This window comes from Streptomyces sp. NPDC046887, from assembly GCF_040644755.1.
Lineage (GTDB): Bacteria > Actinomycetota > Actinomycetes > Streptomycetales > Streptomycetaceae > Streptomyces > Streptomyces lichenis.
In genome coordinates this window covers 59,592-76,510 of the sequence record NZ_JBEYXH010000039.1, presented here as the reverse complement: position 1 = coordinate 76,510, position 16,919 = coordinate 59,592, and the positions used below count along the sequence as shown (strand labels likewise).

Annotated in this window: 17 protein-coding genes; 1 reads left to right on the top strand and 16 read right to left on the bottom strand. The window is 73.3% G+C overall.

The features are described from left to right. Window positions 1-45 precede the first annotated feature (45 nt). The 15 genes from nusB to rpsD form a co-directional block, all read right to left on the bottom strand. Complete coding sequence (nusB, locus tag ABZ945_RS27735) at window positions 46-474, bottom strand: transcription antitermination factor NusB (RefSeq protein WP_361274818.1); 429 nt, start codon at window positions 472-474, stop codon at window positions 46-48. A 2-nt stretch (window positions 475-476) separates the two neighbouring features. Further along, window positions 477-1,043: an elongation factor P gene (gene efp, locus ABZ945_RS27730; protein ID WP_248636742.1), complete on the bottom strand. Its 567-nt coding sequence runs from the start codon at window positions 1,041-1,043 to the stop codon at window positions 477-479. A gap of 57 nt (window positions 1,044-1,100) precedes the next feature. Beyond that, window positions 1,101-2,207, bottom strand: coding sequence for an aminopeptidase P family protein (locus tag ABZ945_RS27725; RefSeq protein WP_361274815.1), 1,107 nt, complete (start codon window positions 2,205-2,207; stop codon window positions 1,101-1,103). A gap of 956 nt (window positions 2,208-3,163) precedes the next feature. Beyond that, window positions 3,164-4,030: an AAA family ATPase gene (locus ABZ945_RS27720; RefSeq protein ID WP_361274813.1), complete on the bottom strand. Its 867-nt coding sequence runs from the start codon at window positions 4,028-4,030 to the stop codon at window positions 3,164-3,166. A 131-nt stretch (window positions 4,031-4,161) separates the two neighbouring features. Then, window positions 4,162-4,602: a type II 3-dehydroquinate dehydratase gene (aroQ, locus tag ABZ945_RS27715; RefSeq protein WP_248636737.1), complete on the bottom strand. Its 441-nt coding sequence runs from the start codon at window positions 4,600-4,602 to the stop codon at window positions 4,162-4,164. Next, window positions 4,599-5,714, bottom strand: a complete 1,116-nt coding sequence (gene aroB / locus ABZ945_RS27710) for a 3-dehydroquinate synthase (protein ID WP_361274810.1) — start codon at window positions 5,712-5,714, stop codon at window positions 4,599-4,601. The genes aroQ and aroB overlap by 4 nt, the downstream gene beginning before the upstream one ends. Next, complete coding sequence (locus ABZ945_RS27705; RefSeq protein ID WP_361274808.1) at window positions 5,711-6,229, bottom strand: shikimate kinase; 519 nt, start codon at window positions 6,227-6,229, stop codon at window positions 5,711-5,713. The genes aroB and ABZ945_RS27705 overlap by 4 nt, the downstream gene beginning before the upstream one ends. Then, window positions 6,226-7,410: a chorismate synthase gene (gene aroC, locus ABZ945_RS27700; RefSeq protein WP_361274805.1), complete on the bottom strand. Its 1,185-nt coding sequence runs from the start codon at window positions 7,408-7,410 to the stop codon at window positions 6,226-6,228. The genes ABZ945_RS27705 and aroC overlap by 4 nt, the downstream gene beginning before the upstream one ends. A gap of 128 nt (window positions 7,411-7,538) precedes the next feature. Further along, complete coding sequence (locus tag ABZ945_RS27695; protein WP_361274802.1) at window positions 7,539-8,363, bottom strand: shikimate dehydrogenase; 825 nt, start codon at window positions 8,361-8,363, stop codon at window positions 7,539-7,541. Then, on the bottom strand, window positions 8,360-10,156 hold the full coding sequence (mltG, locus tag ABZ945_RS27690; protein ID WP_361274799.1) for an endolytic transglycosylase MltG: 1,797 nt from the start codon (window positions 10,154-10,156) through the stop codon (window positions 8,360-8,362). Before mltG ends, ABZ945_RS27695 begins: the two co-directional genes overlap by 4 nt. Before the next feature lie 103 nt (window positions 10,157-10,259). Next, entirely contained in the window at window positions 10,260-10,724 is a 465-nt protein-coding gene (ruvX, locus tag ABZ945_RS27685) for a Holliday junction resolvase RuvX (protein WP_361274796.1), read from the bottom strand. After that, window positions 10,724-13,393 (bottom strand): alanine--tRNA ligase, encoded by a 2,670-nt coding sequence (gene alaS, locus ABZ945_RS27680; protein WP_361274793.1) that lies wholly within the window; start codon window positions 13,391-13,393, stop codon window positions 10,724-10,726. The genes ruvX and alaS overlap by 1 nt, the downstream gene beginning before the upstream one ends. Next, entirely contained in the window at window positions 13,393-13,746 is a 354-nt protein-coding gene (locus ABZ945_RS27675) for a DUF6167 family protein (protein WP_361274790.1), read from the bottom strand. The genes alaS and ABZ945_RS27675 overlap by 1 nt, the downstream gene beginning before the upstream one ends. 8 nt (window positions 13,747-13,754) lie before the next feature. After that, window positions 13,755-14,186 carry a DUF948 domain-containing protein gene (locus ABZ945_RS27670; protein ID WP_361274787.1) on the bottom strand — a complete coding sequence of 144 codons (432 nt, stop codon included), beginning with the start codon at window positions 14,184-14,186 and terminating at the stop codon, window positions 13,755-13,757. A 260-nt stretch (window positions 14,187-14,446) separates the two neighbouring features. After that, window positions 14,447-15,061, bottom strand: a complete 615-nt coding sequence (rpsD, locus tag ABZ945_RS27665) for a 30S ribosomal protein S4 (RefSeq protein WP_105870769.1) — start codon at window positions 15,059-15,061, stop codon at window positions 14,447-14,449. A 200-nt stretch (window positions 15,062-15,261) separates the two neighbouring features. Here rpsD and ABZ945_RS27660 point away from each other — a divergent pair, with 200 nt between their 5' ends. After that, window positions 15,262-15,960, top strand: coding sequence for a DUF2470 domain-containing protein (locus tag ABZ945_RS27660; protein WP_361274783.1), 699 nt, complete (start codon window positions 15,262-15,264; stop codon window positions 15,958-15,960). 428 nt (window positions 15,961-16,388) lie between these two features. Here the strand turns inward: ABZ945_RS27660 and ABZ945_RS27655 are convergent, their stop codons facing one another. Continuing rightward, window positions 16,389-16,676, bottom strand: coding sequence for a hypothetical protein (locus ABZ945_RS27655; RefSeq protein WP_361274780.1), 288 nt, complete (start codon window positions 16,674-16,676; stop codon window positions 16,389-16,391). Between the last annotated feature and the right edge of the window lie 243 nt (window positions 16,677-16,919).

The following is a 16,919-nucleotide window of genomic DNA, read 5'->3' as shown; positions in this document are numbered from 1 at the left end:
GCGGCGCGCAAGCGCGCCGCGGGCCGTTCTGCCGCCGCCCAGGGGTCAGTCCCTGCGCAGCGAGGGCTTCAGGTCCTTGAAGCGGGCCAGCAGGCCGTTGACGAAGGACGGGGAGTCGTCGGTGGAGAACTCCTTGGCGAGCTGCACCGCCTCGTCGATCACCACCGCGTCCGGCGTACCGTCCACCCAGACCAGCTCGTACGCGCCGAGGCGCAGGATGTTGCGGTCCACCACCGGCATCCGGTCCAGGGTCCAGCCGACCGCGTAGGACGAGATCAGCTCGTCGATCCGGCCCGCGTGGTCGGCGTACCCCTCGACCAGCTCCATCGTGTACTCGCTGACCGGGGGCTGCCGGTCGTCGGACCGGGCGTGCCGGATCCAGTCCGCCAGCACCTCCCGCGCGGAGGTGTCGCGCTGGTCGGCCTCGAACAGGATCTGGAAGGCGCGCTTGCGGGCGGTGTTCCGAGCGGCCACGGTTAGCTGTTCACCCGGCCGAGGTAGTCGCTGGTGCGGGTGTCGACCTTGATCTTCTCACCGGTGGTGATGAAGAGCGGGACCGCGATCTGGTGGCCGGTCTCCAGGATGGCGGGCTTGGTGCCACCGGTGGAGCGGTCGCCCTGGACGCCCGGCTCGGTCTCCTGGATGGTCAGCTCGACGGCGGCCGGCAGCTCCACGTAGAGCACCTCGCCCTCGTGCGTGGCGACGGTGGCGGTGAAGCCCTCGATCAGGAAGTTGGCGGCGTCGCCGACGGCGGCGCGGGAGACGTGCAGCTGGTCGTAGGTCTGCATGTCCATGAAGACGAAGTAGTCGCCGTCCATGTACGAGAACTGCATGTCGCGGCGGTCGACGGTGGCCGTCTCGACCTTCACACCGGCGTTGAAGGTCTTGTCGACGATCTTGCCGGAGAGCACGTTCTTGAGCTTGGTGCGCACGAAGGCGGGGCCCTTGCCGGGCTTGACGTGCTGGAACTCGACGACGGACCAGAGCTGGTCGTTGTCGAGCTTGAGCACCATGCCGTTCTTGAGGTCGTTCGTGGAAGCCACGGTTGCGGAATCTCCTGGACTGACGCTGGCGGACGACCGGGAGCCGCGGGGTTCGCGCTACAGCGCGAGCAGCTCCTTGGTCGTGATGGTGAGTAGCTCGGGGCCGCCGTCCGCCTCGTGGCGCACGACGAGCGTGTCATCGATCCGGACCCCGCCCCGGCCCGGGAGGTGGACCCCCGGTTCGACGGTGACCGGCACGCAAGCGTCCAGTTTACCCATGGCGTCGGGTGCCAACTGAGGGTCCTCCTGGATTTCCAGGCCCACCCCGTGCCCGAGCAGCGGCGCGAGCCCCTCGCCGTACCCCGCCGAGTCCAGCATCTGCCGGGCCACCCGGTCCACCTCGCGGTACTCGGTGCCGGGCAGCAGCGCCTCCCGGGCGGCCCGCTGGGCGGCGAAGACCAGGTCGTACAGCTCGATCTGCCAGTCCGCGGGTGAGGTGCCGATCACGAAGGTGCGGCCGATCTCGCAGCGGTAGCCGCGGTAGTCGGCGCCCAGGCAGACGGAGAGGAAGTCCCCCTCCTCCACCCGCCGGTCGGACGGCCGGTGGCCCCGCCGCCCCGCGTGCGGCCCGGTGGCCACCGAGGTGGCGAAGGCGGGGCCGTCCGCGCCGTGGTCCACCAGCCGGCGTTCCAGCTCCAGCGCCAGATGCCGCTCGGTGCGGCCCACCAGGATCGACTCCAGCAGTTCCCCCAGCGCCTGGTCGGTGATCTCCGCGGCGATCCGGAGGCAGGTGATCTCGTCCTCGTCCTTGACGATCCGCTCCTGCTCGACCGCGCCCGCCAGGTCGGTCAGCCGCACCCGGGGCGCCTCGGCCGACATGGCCCGGTGCCGGGCCACGCTCAGATGCTGCTCCTCCACCGCCAGCCCCTCGGCCCCCGAGGACTGCGCCAGCGCGGCGGCGGCCACCACCGGGTCGGCCCCCGCGGCGGGCAGCACGGTGACCCGCAGCGCCTCGTCGAGCCGCCCCTCCACCGGGTCGCCGGTGGGCGTCCCCGGGCAGAGCAGCGCGTCGCCGTCGGTGCCGAGCAGTAGCACCGCACCGGGCGGCGCACCGCCCGCGAGGTAGCGGACGTTGGCGGGGCGGGAGACGAGCGCCGCCGCGGAACCGGCCGCCGCGCACCGGTCACGCAGCCGCCCGCGGCGGTCCGCAAAGACGTCAGGCATGAGTCGAGCGTACGGTCGCCAGGGCGCCCCGGCAGGTCGGGCGGGTCCGAGTGGGCGCACCCCGTCCGGAACACGCCCCCACCACGCGCCCCTGCCTCCGGCGCCCCCTCCCTCATACGCGCCTCATGCCGCCTCCGACGGCCCCTTCGCCGGGTGCCCGGCACCGTATCGACGGGGCCCGCGACCCGCGATACCAGGCGGTATCCGCCGTGGGCCGGTACGGGCCCTCGCCCGCCGGAGGTCAGGGGTACGTCCAGGGACGGGGCCCGTCCACCGGGCCCCGCCACCACCGGGCGGCAGCGGCCCACGGCACGCGCCGCCGCCCGGCGCGCCGCGCGCGAACCCGGCGCAGCCCGCCGGTCGGGCGCCGCCCGACCGCACCCACCCCCGCGCACCGAGCGCACCGCCGCGTGTTCGCCCCCGGGGCCTGCGGTCCGCCGCCCGCAGGGGCACCCTCATGCCGTACGGCCCGTACGGCCCGTACGGCATGGGGCACCGCGCGGGTCGCGGGTGGGGGCGACCACGTGGCCCCGCACACTGCCGCAGCCGATCCGCCGGCTGTACGCGTCCCGCGTCCTGGGGGCCCGGCCGCCCGCCGAAGATCCGGCGCCCCCGCCCCGGGGCCGCCGCTCGGCGGCAGCCGTACCGCGGCGCAACGCCGCGGTACGCCGCGCGGGCACGGACCCGGGACAGCCCACCCGGTGCCGGGCGCCGCCCGGGCAGAGCGCACCCGCTCTCCGGGCACACCACCGCCCTTACGCGCGCCGTACGGCGCCCGGTCGGGGACGCCCGGCGCCGTGCAGCCACGACCCGAGCGTCGGCGACAGCACCGCCACCCCGGCGGTACCGAAGCCGGTACGGGCCGAGGCACGGGCCCGCCGTGAAGGCCGCCCGCCTGCGGTACCGGCACCGGCGACCGCGCCGCCTCCCCGGTCCTGCCCCGCCCCCGCCCCCGGCTAGGACTCGGCGATGGCGCGGGCCAGGACCTCGTCCAGGACGCGGGCGGTGGTCTCCACGTCGTAGGTGGAGTTGTCGATGATCGGGAGGCCCGAGCCGTACCAGCCGGCCATCCGGCCGTGGATGCCGGCGACCTCCTCGTCGGAGAGGCGGCGGTTGCCGCTGCGCTCGGCGTTGCGCTCCAGGACGATCTCCAGGCCGGGCAGCAGGACCACGGGAAGGAGTCCCGGGCCCACATGGCGCTTCCAGCCGCCGAGGCCGACGACCGGGCGGTCGGGGAAGACGGCGTCGTCCAGGATGCAGGAGATGCCGTTGGCCAGGAAGTTGCGGGCGGCGAAGCCGCAGGTGCGGCGGGCCAGCCGGTACTGGGCCTCGGACTGATCGTTCCAGCCGGACTGCGGGTCGGCGAAGCCGGAGCACACCCATTCGCGGACGTCGTCCAGGCTGATGTGCGCGGTGGGCACCTGCCGGCCGGCCGCCCAGTGCCGGGCGACGGTGGTCTTGCCCGCGCCGGCCGGGCCGATCAGCAGCACGGCGAGGGTGGCGGTGCCGGTGGACTGGCCGGTGGGCGGCGGGAGCGGCATCGCGACCGGGGCGGCGGGGGCCAGTCGGTAGTCCCCGGTGGGCTCGGTGGAGGTCGGCGGCGTCCACTGCGGGCCCGGGGGCTGCACGGGCGGCGGCTGGTGGACCGGCGGCGGGGGCGGCGCGGGAGCCGCCGGGCCGGGGGGCGGGGCGGGAACGCCGGCCGGGGGCAGGGGGCCGCCGGGCGGGGTCGCGGGCTGCGGGCCGGGCCGGCCGGCCCAGTCGTGGGCCGCGTACCCCGGCTGGTGGGGCGGCGGCAGCGGGGCCCCCACTGCGTGCTGCATCCGGTCCACTTTCGTCTCGTACGGCTGACACTCGGGCGTCCGTTCGGACGACCCGTCACCGAACCGTACCGTCCCCGGCCGTCACCGGTGGCAACGGCCGGGGGGCGGGGAAGGTGCCCGGTGGGGGCGGGTCAGCCGTCGAGTTCCTCGGCGAGCGCGCGCAGGGCGAGGCGGTAGGAGCCGATGCCGAAGCCGGCCACCGTGCCGCTGGCCACCGCGGCGATCACCGAGGTGTGCCGGAACTCCTCACGGGCGTACGGGTTGGAGATGTGCACCTCGATCAGCGGCGCGGTGCGCTGGGCGGCCGCGTCCCGCATGGCGTACGAGTAGTGCGTGAACGCCCCGGGGTTGATGACCACCGGCAGCGAGCCGTCGGCGGCCTCGTGCAGCCAGCGCACCAGCTCGCCCTCGTCGTTGGTCTCCCGGACCTCGACGTCGAAGCCCAGCTCCTTGCCGAGGGTCTGGCAGGCGTCGACCAGTCCGGCGTAGGAGGTGGCGCCGTAGACGTCGGGCTCCCGGGAGCCGAGCCGGCCGAGGTTGGGGCCGTTGAGGACCAGCACCCGGCGGCTCACGCGGAGACCTCGCCGTAGGCGGCGACCAGCACGGCCGGGTCGGGGCCCTCCAGCACGGTGGGCCGGGCCAGGCCGTCCAGCACGATGAACCGCAGCAGGTCGCCGCGGGACTTCTTGTCCACCTTCATGGTCTGGAGCAGCTTGGGCCACTGGTCGCCGCGGTAGGTGAGCGGCAGCCCGACCGACTCCAGCACCGCGCGGTGCCGGTCGGCGGTGGCGTCGTCCAACCGCCCGGCCAGCCGGCCCAGTTCGGCGGCGAAGACCATGCCGACCGAGACCGCGGCGCCGTGCCGCCACTTGTAGCGCTCGTTCTTCTCGATGGCGTGCGCCAGGGTGTGGCCGTAGTTGAGGATCTCCCGGAGCCCGGACTCCTTGAGATCGCTGGAGACCACCTCGGCCTTGACCCGGATGGACCGCTCGATCAGCTCGGCGGTGTGCGGCCCGGCCGGGGTGCGGGCGGCGGCCGGGTCGGCCTCGATGAGGTCCAGGATGGCCGGGTCGGCGATGAACCCGGCCTTGATGATCTCGGCCAGCCCGCTGACGTAGTCGTTGACCGGCAGCGACTCCAGCGCGGCCAGGTCGCAGAGCACCCCGGCCGGCGGGTGGAAGGCGCCGACCAGGTTCTTGCCCTCGGCGGTGTTGATGCCGGTCTTGCCGCCGACGGCCGCGTCCACCATGCCGAGCACGGTGGTCGGTACGGCGATCCAGCGCACCCCGCGCAGCCAGCTGGCCGCGACGAAGCCGGCCAGGTCGGTGGTGGCCCCGCCGCCCACACCCACGATGACGTCGCTGCGGGTGAAGCCGGTCTGGCCGAGCGCCTTCCAGCAGTAGGCGGCGACCTCGGCGGTCTTGGCCTCCTCGGCGTTGGGCACCTGCACGGCGACCGCCTCGAAGCCCTGGTCGGCGAGGTCCGCGCGCAGCGCCTCACCGGTCTCGGCCAGCGCCTCGGGGTGGATCACGGCGACCCGCTTGGCGCCCGGGCCGATCAGCCCGGCCAGCTCGCCCAGCAGCTGCCGGCCGACCAGCACCTCGTAGGCGTCGGTGCCGGCCGTGCCGCCGACCTGGATACGGGTGACGGCGGAGCCGGTCGCGGTTTCGGTTCGGTCGGTCATACGTCCTTCAGCTCCAGTGCGTCGAGGATCGCCTGCGCGACCTCGTCGGGGGTCCGCTCGTCGGTGGCGACCACGACCCGGGCCACCTCGGTGTAGAGGTGGCGGCGGGCGTCCATCAGTTCGCGCCACTGGCGGCGGGGGTTGACGGCGAGCAGCGGGCGGGCGGCGCCGAGGCCGACCCGCCGTACCGCCTCCTCGACGTCCATCGAGAGGTAGGCGACCGGCCGGCCGGCCAGCAGGGCGCGGGTGCCGGGGTCCAGGACCGCCCCGCCGCCGAGGGCGAGCACTCCCGGGTGCTCGGCGAGGGCGGCGGCCACCGCGGCCCGCTCCAGGGCGCGGAAGTGCTCCTCCCCCTCGTCGAGGAAGATGTCGGCGATCTCCCGGCCCTGGGCGGCGACGATGTCGGCGTCGGTGTCCCGGTAGGGCGCGCCGAGCCGTTCGGCCAGCAGCGCGCCCACCGTGGACTTGCCCGAGCCCATCGGCCCGACCAGCACGATCAGCGGGCCGGTGCTCACCGGATGTGCAGGTGGTCGAGGTAGGAGGTGACGTTGCGCCGGGTCTCGGCCACGCTGTCGCCGCCGAACTTCTCGGCGACCGCGTCGGCGAGGACCAGGGCGACCATCGCCTCGGCGACGATCCCGGCGGCCGGCACCGCGCAGACGTCGGAGCGCTGGTGGTGGGCGGCGGCCTCCTCACCGGTGGCGACGTCGATGGTCTTCAGGGCGCGCGGCACGGTGGCGATGGGCTTCATCGCCGCCCGCACCCGCAGCAGCTCACCGGTGGTCAGCCCGCCCTCGGTGCCGCCGGAGCGGCCGGAGGAGCGGCGCACGCCCTCGTCGGTGGCGATGATCTCGTCATGCGCCTGGGAGCCGGGGACGCGGGCCAGCTCGAAGCCGTCGCCGACCTCCACGCCCTTGATGGCCTGGATGCCCATCAGCGCGGCGGCCAGCCGGGCGTCCAGGCGGCGGTCCCAGTGGACATGCGAGCCGAGGCCGACCGGCACCCCGTACGCCAGCACCTCGACCACGCCGCCGAGGGTGTCGCCGTCCTTGTGGGCCTGGTCGATCTCGGCCACCATCGCCTTGCTGGCGTCGGCGTCCAGGCAGCGCACCGGGTCGGCGTCCAGCTTCTCCACGTCGGCCGGGGCCGGGTAGACGCCGTAGGGGGCCTTGGCCGCGGCCAGCTCCACCACATGGGAGACGATCTCGATGCCCGCGGTCGCCTTGAGGTAGGAGCGGGCGACCGCGCCGAGCGCGACCCGGGCCGCGGTCTCCCGGGCGGAGGCGCGCTCCAGCACCGGGCGGGCCTCGTCGAAGCCGTACTTCTGCATCCCCGCGAGGTCGGCGTGGCCGGGGCGGGGGCGGGTCAGCGGGGCGTTGCGGGCGGACTCGGCGAGCTCGGCCGGGTCGACCGGGTCGGCCGCCATGACCTTCTCCCACTTGGGCCACTCGGTGTTGCCCACCATCACGGCGACCGGGGAGCCCATGGTGAGGCCGTGGCGTACGCCGCCGAGGAAGGTGACCTCGTCGCGCTCGAACTTCATCCGGGCACCGCGCCCATAGCCCAGGCGCCGGCGGGCCAGGTGGTCCGCCACCATCTCCGTGGTGATCGGGACGCCGGCCGGAAGGCCCTCCAGCGTCGCCACCAGTGCGGGGCCGTGGGACTCCCCCGCGGTCAGCCAGCGCAACCTGCTCAACGGTGCTCCTCGTGTTCGCGCCTCGACTGCGACGGCGCGACCGGGTGCGCGGCCCTGGCCCGCCTCCCCTGATCCTCCCACGGCGCGCGGCGGTGTCCGAATGCCGGTCCAGCAGGCGGGACGGGAATTCAGCGCCCGGCCAGCGCCCTCTCGCCGGCCTGGCGCATCACCGCGAGCGGGGCGGGGGCCTTGCCGGTCATCTGCTCGACCTGGAGGACTGCCTGGTGGACGAGGAGGTCCAGCCCGCCGAGTACGGCTCCGCCGCGGGCGGACCAGGCGGCGGCCAGGGCGGTGGGCCAGGGGTGGTAGAGCACGTCGAAGAGGGTGCCGACTGTGTCAGGTACGGCGGCGGCGAGGGCGTCGGTGGCGCCGGCCGGGGTGGTGGCGACGACCAGCGGCTCGGCGAGGGCCCGCTCGGCGTCCTCCCAGGGGGCGGTGCGCACCCGCACCCCCAGCCGCTCCCCCCAGCCGAGCATCTCCTCGGCGCGGGCCGTGCTGCGGACATAGGCGGTGACCGGGCCGGCGCATATCTTGGCCAGCGCGGCGAGCGCGGAGGAGGCGGTGGCCCCGGCGCCCAGCACCGCGGCGGACGGCACGCCCTCCACCCCGCGTTCGCGCAGTGCGGCGATCAGTCCGGGGATGTCGGTGTTGTCGCCGACGCGGCGACCGTCGGAGCGGAGCACCACGGTGTTGACGGCCTCCACGGAGGCGGCGGTCTCGCTGATCTCGTCCAGCAGGGGTATGACGGCCCGCTTGAGCGGCATGGTCAGCGACAGCCCGCCCCAGCTGCCGTCCAGCCGCTCGAAGAACCCGGGCAGCGCGGCCTCGTCCACCTCGTGGGCCTCATAGGACCAGTGGTGCAGGCCCAGGTCGGCGTAGGCGGCGCGGTGCAGCACCGGGGAGAGCGAGTGGGCGATCGGCGAGCCGAGGACGGCGGCGCGGCGGGCCGTCATTCGTCGTCCTTCTTCCGTTCCTTCTCGTACTCGGCCCGGTTCTTCTCGTGCTCGGCGTTGGTGACGGCGAACAGGGTCTTCTCCGAGTTGATGGAGACGAAGTAGTACCAGGGGCCGGGGGTGGGCTTGAGCGCCGAGTGCAGCGCCTCGCCGCCGGGGTTGCTGATCGGGCCGGGCGGCAGCCCCTTGGCGTTGTAGGTGTTGTACGGGTCGTCGATCTTGCGCAGGTCGTCGACGGCGCCGATGTCCAGGGTGCTGGAGGCCTTGAGGTAGTTGACCGTGGAGTCGAACTCCAGCCGGCCGACGGTCTCCATGTTCTCCGGCTTGAGCCGGTTGTAGACGACCCGGGCCACCTTGTCGAAGTCGTGCTTGTACTTGCCCTCCACCTGCACCAGGCTGGCGACCGTGACCAGGTCGAAGGGCGACTTGAGCCCCAGCTTGGATGCCTGGCCCTCCACGTCGGCCTTGGTGTACTCGGCGTTGGCGCGGGAGACCATCTTGCGCAGCACGCCCTCCGGCTTGCTGCCCTTGGCCACCGGGTAGGACGCCGGGAAGAGGAAGCCCTCCAGCGGGTCCTTGACGCCCTGGCGCTGCCTGGCCCACTCGGGCAGGCCGAGGTCGGCGCCCTGCTCCTTGGCGACCTTGGCGGTGGTGCCGGCCTTCAGGTCGAGCCGGGTGTCGATGGCCTTGTAGATGTCGACGTTCCGCATGCCCTCGCGGAAGATCATGTTGTTCCGGCTGGCGTCGCTGAGCATGAGGGTGACCGCGGCCTTGCCGGACATCTCCTTCTTCAGGAGGTAACTGCCCTCCTGGATGGAGGTGCCGCGCGGGTTGTCGCCCTGGGCGCGGATGAAGGCGTCGACGCTCTTCACCACGCCCTCGCGTTTGAGGATCTGGCCGATCTGGGCGCCGGTGGCGCCCTTGGGGATCTCCACCTGGACCTCGCCGGCCCCGTCGCCCGCGAAGTCCTCGATCTGGCCGCGGCCCTGCCAGAACTGGTAGCCGAAGTAGGTGACACCGCCGGCGCCGCCGAGCAGCACCAGGGCGACGAAGGAGCAGGCCAGCCCGTTGCGGCTCTTCTTTTTCTTCTTCGGCTGGCGCCGTCCGCCGCCGCCGGGCGCACCGGCCGGTTCCTCGTCGTCACCGTCATTGGCGCCACCGCCACCGCCGTAGCGGTCGCCGCGGCCGTCGTCCCGGTCGTCGTCGCCGTCGGAGAAGAAGGGGTGCGGATCGTCGTCCTGGGGCGCGGTCTCAGGTGCGGGCGCCGGGGCCTGGCGGTGGCCGGGGGGCTGCGGGGGCGGGTATGCCTCCGGGGTGCCGTAGAGGTCCGGGGTCCCGCCGGTGGCGTACGGGTCGGGGGCGGCCGCGTAGGGGTCGGCGACGACCGGGGCGGGCGCCGCGTACGGCATCGCCGTCTGCTGCCCGGTGTCCCAGCCGTTGCCCCACCCCTGCTGGGCGGCGTGCGGGTCGCCGTACCCCTGCGACGGGTACTGCTGCTGGGGGTAGCCCTGCTGCTCGCCGTACCCCTGCTGCGTACCGTAGCCCTGCTGCTCCGGGTATCCGCCCTGGTGGCCGTAGTGCTGGTCGCCGTACTGCTGCTGCTCGCCGTACTGCTGCTGGTCGCCGTAGCCCTGCGGCTGCTGCTGCCCGTAGGGGTCCTGGGAGGCGTCGCCGTAGGGGCCCTGTGCGTGCTGGCGGTATGCCGCCTGCTGACCTTCCCACCCCTGGTCCCGGTGGGCCGGGTCCTCGGGGTGCCACGGTTCGGAGCCGGGGCTCCGTCCATAATCAGTCATCGATCCCCAAACAGCCGCGAGGCGTCCGGACGATCCGCCTCTACGTCGTGCACAGCGGATGTTCGAACGCCGCCGCGTCGCGCGGAACGTTACCGTACCGCGATCAGATGACCACTTCGACGCTCTCTCCGGGCGGATTACCCGATACCCGTTCGGACTCAAGAGCGTTCTGAAGGATGATCACAGCGGCCGCCTGGTCGATGACGGAGCGGCCCTTCTTGGAGTTCACCCCGGAGGACCGCAGCCGCTGGCCGGCCGTGACGGTGGTCATCCGCTCGTCCACCAGTCGCACCGGGATCGGGGCCACGCCCTGGGCCAGGGTCCGGGCGAAGGCGCGGACCTTGGCCGCGGCCGGGCCCTCGCGCCCGCTGAGCGAGCGCGGGAGCCCGACGACGATCTCCAGCGGTTCGTACTCTGCCACGATCACCCGCAGCCGCCGGTGGGCGGCCGGGACATCGCGTCCCGGCACGGTCTCCACCGGGGTGGCGAGGACCCCGTCGGGGTCGCAGGAGGCGACCCCGATCCGGGCGTCCCCGACGTCGATCGCGAGGCGGCGGCCGCGTCGCATCAGGCCGTCTCGCCGACGAGCCGCTCGACGGCGGCGATGGCGTCGCCGATGGCGTCCGGGTTCTGCCCGCCGCCCTGGGCCACGTCCGGCTTGCCGCCGCCCCCGCCGCCGAGGGTCTTGGCGGCGGTGCGGACCAGGTCGCCGGCCCTGAGACCGCGCTCACGGGCGGCCTCGTTGGTGGCGATCACGGTCAGCGGGCGGCCGTTGGCGGTGGTGAACAGGGCGACCACGGCCGGGCGGTCGCCCTGGATACGGCCGCGTACGTCGAGCACCAGCTTGCGCAGGTCGTCGGCGGAGGTGCCGTCCGGGACCTGCCCGGTGACCAGGGCGGTGCCCCGGACGTCCTGGGCGCCCTGGGCCAGACCGGCGGCGGCCTGGAGGACCTTCTCGGCGCGGAACCGCTCGATCTCCTTCTCGGCCTCCCGGAGCTTGCCGAGCATCCCGGCGATCTTCTCCGGAAGCTCCTCGGAGCGGCCCTTGACCAGCTCCTGGAGCTGGGCGACGACCGTGTGCTCCTTGGCGAGGAAGTTGTAGGCGTCCACGCCGACCAGGGCCTCGATCCGGCGCACCCCGGAGCCGATGGAGGACTCGCCGAGCAGCTTCACCAGGCCGAGCTGGCTGGTGTTGCCGACATGGGTGCCGCCGCACAGCTCCTTGGAGAAGTCGCCGATGGTGACGACCCGGACCCGCTCGCCGTACTTCTCGCCGAACTCGGCGATGGCACCCTGCTTCTTGGCCTGCTCCAGGCTCATCACCTCGGCCTGGACGTCCAGCTCGCGGGAGAGCACCTCGTTGATCTTCTGCTCGACGTCGGTGAGCACCGTGCCGGGGACGGCGGCGGGCGAGCCGAAGTCGAAGCGGAAGCGGCCCGGGGAGTTCTCCGAGCCGGCCTGGGCGGCGGTGGGGCCGAGGGCGTCGCGCAGCGCCTGGTGGGTGAGGTGGGTGGCGCTGTGGGCGCGGGCGATGGCCTGGCGGCGGCGCCGGTCGATGGCGGCGTAGCCGGAGGCACCTACGGTGACCTCGCCGACCTGCACGGCTCCCTTGTGCACGGAGACACCGGGGACCGGCTGCTGGACGTCGCGGACCTCGATGACGGCGCCGGAGTCCAGCCGGATGCGGCCGGTGTCGGCGAGCTGGCCGCCGCCCTCGGCGTAGAACGGGGTGCGGTCCAGGACGACCTCGACCTCGTCGCCCTCGGTGGCGGCCGGCGCGGGCAGGCCGTTGACCAGCAGCCCGACGACGGTGGACTCGCCCTCCAGGACGGCGTAGCCGGTGAACTCGGTGGCGCCGGCGGTGTCGGCGATCTCGCGGTAGGCGGAGACGTCGGCGTGGCCGGTCTTCTTGGCCTTGGCGTCGGCCTTGGCGCGCTCCCGCTGCTCCTTCATCAGGCGGCGGAAGCCGTCCTCGTCCACGGAGAGGCCCTGTTCGGCGGCCATCTCCAGGGTGAGGTCGATGGGGAAGCCCCAGGTGTCGTGGAGCAGGAAGGCCTGGTCGCCGGAGAGCACGGTGCCGCCGGCGGCCTTGGTGTCCGTGACGGCGGTGTCCAGGATGTTGGTGCCGCCGCGCAGGGCCTTGAGGAAGGCGGCCTCCTCGGCGAGGGCGACGGTCTCGATCCGCTTGCGGTCGGTGACCAGCTCCGGGTACTGCAGGCCCATGGTGTCGATGACGGTGCCGACCAGGTCCTGGACGACCGGGCCGGTGGCGCCGAGCAGGCGCATGTTGCGGACGGCGCGGCGCATGATGCGGCGCAGCACATAGCCGCGGCCCTCGTTGCCGGGGGTGACGCCGTCGCCGATGAGCATCACCGAGGTGCGCATATGGTCGGCGACCACGCGCATGGAGACGTCGGACTCGTGCTTCTCGCCGTAGCGGACGCCGGTCAGCTCGGTGGCCTTGTCCATGACGACGCGCAAGGTGTCGGTCTCGTACATGTTCCGCACGCCCTGGAGGATCATGGCGAGGCGTTCGAGGCCGAGTCCGGTGTCGATGTTCTTGGACGGCAGGTCGCCGAGGATCGGGAAGTCCTCCTTGCCGTCGCCGGCGCCCCGCTCGTACTGCATGAAGACCAGGTTCCAGATCTCCACGTACCGCTCGTCGTTGACGGCGGGGCCGCCCTCGGGGCCGAACTCGGGCCCGCGGTCGTAGTTGATCTCGGAGCAGGGGCCGCAGGGGCCGGGCACGCCCATGGACCAGAAGTTGTCCTTCTTGCCCAGGCGCTGGATGCGCTCGGCGGGGACGCCGACCTTGTCGCGCCAGATCTGCTCGGCCTCGTCGTCGTCCAGGTAGACGGTGATCCACAGCCGCTCCGGGTCCAGCCCGTAGCCGCCCTGCTCCACCGGGGAGGTCAGCAGCTCCCAGGAGAGCGTGATGGCGCCCTCCTTGAAGTAGTCGCCGAAGGAGAAGTTGCCGCACATCTGGAAGAAGGTGCCGTGCCGGGTGGTCTTGCCGACCTCCTCGATGTCCGGGGTGCGGACGCACTTCTGCACGCTGGTCAGCCGGGGGGCGGGCGGCTTGGTCTCACCGAGGAAGTAGGGCTTGAAGGGCACCATGCCGGCGGGGACCAGCAGCAGAGTCGGGTCGTCCGCGATGAGCGACGCCGAAGGGACGACGGTGTGCCCGCGCTCCTCGAAGAAGCTCAGCCAGCGGCGGCGGATCTCGGCCGACTCCATCAGTGGTCCTCATTCCGGTTGTACGTACGGGGGGTGCGGGTGGGGTGCGGGCGGGCGGGCCGCGCCGGGGCGGGGGGCTCGACGGCCCGGGTGCGCCGGGGCGCCGGCAGCGCCGGGTCCTCCGGGGCGGCCTCCAGGCCCAGTGCCTCTCCCAACTCCGCCTCGCGCTGGAGCATTCCGGCGCGGACGTCGAGGGCGAACTCCCGGAGCCGGTGGCCGGCCTCGACCGCCTTGTCGGCGGCCTGGGCGGCCAGGCTCTCGGGGGTGAGCTGCCTGAGCTTGCGGTTGACCTTGGTGGTGGCCCACACACCGGCGGCGGCACCGGCGGAGAACCAGAAAGTACGGCGGAACATCGTGTGGGTCAGCCCTTCCGCTTGCGGCCCCGGGCGCCCGGCAGCGTACGGCCGGTGATGACCGTGCGCCGGGGCTGCTCGGCCGGCTTGTCGTTCCTGTTGCGGCTGACGGCCTGGCGGACGCCGTAGCCGAAGGCCGCGACCTTGACGAGCGGGCCGCCGAAGGTGGAGGCGACCGTCGTGGAGAGCGCGGAGGCGTTGGAGGTGACCTCCTGGACGTCCGAGGCGATGGCGTCGACCCGCTCCAGCTGGGTCTGCGCGCTGCGTACGGTCTGGGAGGCGTCGCTGAGCAGGGGCACCGCCCGCTCGGTCACCTCGGCCACCAGCTTGGTGGTCGCCCTGAGCGTCTGGGCCAGTCTGACCAGTACCACGGCCAGGAAGGAGACCAGGATCGCCCAGAAGACGGCCACCAGGATGCCGGCCACCTCTCCACCGGTCACTGCGCACCGCTCCTTGCTGTTCGGACGTGCTGTTCGGGGGTCCGCCCGGGGCCCGGGCCCGCGGGGCGGGTCTGCTCCCGCGGCCGGCTGGGGCGCGGAAGACCGTCCATCGAGCCTATCGCGCCCGCGTGGCCGGTCCGTACCGGCTTTTCCGCACCGGCGGCACCCGCGAGAAGGGGCGGTCGGGACGGCGCAAGCCCGCCGCTCCGGGAAGGAGCGGCGGGCTTGCGGCACCGCGTGGGTGGGAGTACCGCGCCGGGTCAGCGGGCGTAGTACTCGACGACCAGCTGCTCGTCGCAGATGACCGGGATCTCCTTGCGGTTCGGGTCGCGGTCCAGGCGGAAGGCGAGGGCCTTCAGGTTGACCTGGAGGTAGCGCGGGGTCTCGCCGTCGGGGGCGAAGCCACCCTCACGCGCGACCTGGAACAGGCTCTTGGCACGGCTGCGCTCGCGGACCATCACGACATCGTCGGGGCGGACGCGGAAGGACGGCTTGTCGACCTTGCCGCCGTTGACCTCGATGTGGCCGTGGACGACCATCTGGCGGGCCTGGTAGATGGTGCGGGCGATGCCCGACCGCAGGACCAGGGCGTCGAGGCGGCGCTCCAGCTCGACCACCAGGGCCTCGCCGGTCTTGCCCTCGGCCTTCTTGGCGCGGTCGTAGGCACGCGCCATCTGGCGCTCGCTGATGTCGTACTGGGCGCGGAGGCGCTGCTTCTCCAGCAGACGGACCTTGTAGTCCGAGTTCTGCTTGCGACCGCGGCCGTGCTCACCCGGCGGGTACGGGCGGGCCTCGAAGTACTTGACGGCCTTCGGCGTCAGGGCGATGCCGAGCGCACGGGACTTCTTGACCTTGGGACGCGACTGGTTAGGCACGTTCTCCAGACCTCCGATATAGGTTAGGTTAGGCTTACCTTAATCAAGGAGATCGCATGTCCAGCCCTGGGAACACCACGCGCATCACAGACGGCAACACGAAAGGCGATGCTCCTGAGCAGGCGCAGCAGGGCATCGACGTGACGGAGGTCCGATCAGCTCATGGTCAGCCGCGTCCCAGCGGGCTTGAGATCGCCCGGATGCCGTCAGCAGCCGAACGCACACGAACTCTCGTACAGAGTACATGCTCCGGAGTGCTCATCCTGCCGGGGGTGGACGGCGCCCGTCCGGAGCAGCTGATGCCGGACGCCCGGACCGTGGGCACGGACGGCGAGGTGTTCCTGCTCTTCCCCGCCGACGCCCCGCCGGTGCGCGCGGCCACCCATGCCCAGGACGACGAGCTGCCGGCGGTGCTGGAGCTCACCGACGTCGCCCCGGTGGCGGTGCCCAACCGTATCCGCGGCCGCGCCTGGCTCTCCGGCTGGCTGACCTGCGCCCCGGGGATCGCCACCCCCGGCCAGATGATGCTGCGCCTGGAGGTCGGCGAGGTCCATGTGGACGACCTGTGGGGCGACGGCTCGGTCGACCCGGACGACTTCGCCTCCAGTGTCCCGGACCCGCTCGCCCCGTACGAGACCGAGCTGCTCCAGCACCTCGCGGCCGCCCACGGCGACCAGGTCCAGGGCCTCAGCACCCTGCTCGGGCAGCGGTCCGTCGACGGCTCCCCAGCGATCCACCGGGTGGTGCCGCTGGCCCTGGACCGGTTCGGGCTGCGGGTGCGCTGCCGGGACGAGGCCGGCCGGCTCTTCGACGCCCGCTTCGACTTCCCCGAGCCGGTCGGCGATGTGCACGGACTGCGGCGCGCGATGCACACCCTCTTCGAGGCCGCCCAGGGCTGAGCCCGGCCGCCCGGTGTCCCTCTCGCCGTACCGCGCCCGAGCCGCCGCCCTGGGGCTGAGGGCGGGCGACCGGCGCCCGTCGGAATCGCCGGATCGTCGCATCCGGGAGGCGGGCACGGTGAACGGCGCCAGGGGATACGAGGACGGCCCGCTCGGTCATCGCGCCGACACTGGCGCTGGACGGTGATGAGTGTGACCGCGGTGACGGTGAGGACGTCGGGTGTGCTGACGTAGTAGACAACGATCGCGTCGGCTCCGGCGATGGTCACCTCACGGTAGTCCCGTTCGCCGGGCTTGGCCTCCACCGACCCGTGCCCGTAGGGCGCCGATCGTGGACTTCATGGCCTTGTCCAGCGCGGTGCGGCGCTGGGCGGGGAGCCGCCGGCGGGCGGCATCGGCCTGCGAGGCGTAGGCAATTCTGCAGGCCGTCAGGCGGCCTTACCGTCGTGGTCGTCGAGGACGGTGACGCCGGAGTAGTCGCCGGCGCGGAGCCGATCGACCTGTTCGTCCATCTCCTCGATCGCGCCCGGGACGGTGCGCAGGGCCCACATCGCCAGGCGAAGCGGGAGGTCGGGACCCGGGGTGGTACCGATCTCGGTGTCGAACGCGGCCCGCTGGTCCTCGGGGAGGGCAGCGCGGACGTCCGCGATCGTGGACGGCAGCTCGACCTCCTCGTCGTGGACGGTCGTCGTCCACCGCTCCGCTGCCTCGTCCACCGCTCTGCCCTCCGCACCTGTCCACGGACCTCTGGCCTTCGGCCGCTCACCGTATGGCGCCCCGGGCGGCCTGCGATACGGCCCGAGGCCGGATTCACCCCCTCGGACGACGAACGGATCCTGGTCATGGTGCTCGTCTGGTCAGCGGTTCCCCTCCTCCTTGCGGAGCCCCAGCCGCAGCAGCGGCGCCCTGGTCCGGGCCGGGCGCTACGAGCCGGGGCGGCCCGCTCCCCCTCCCCCACT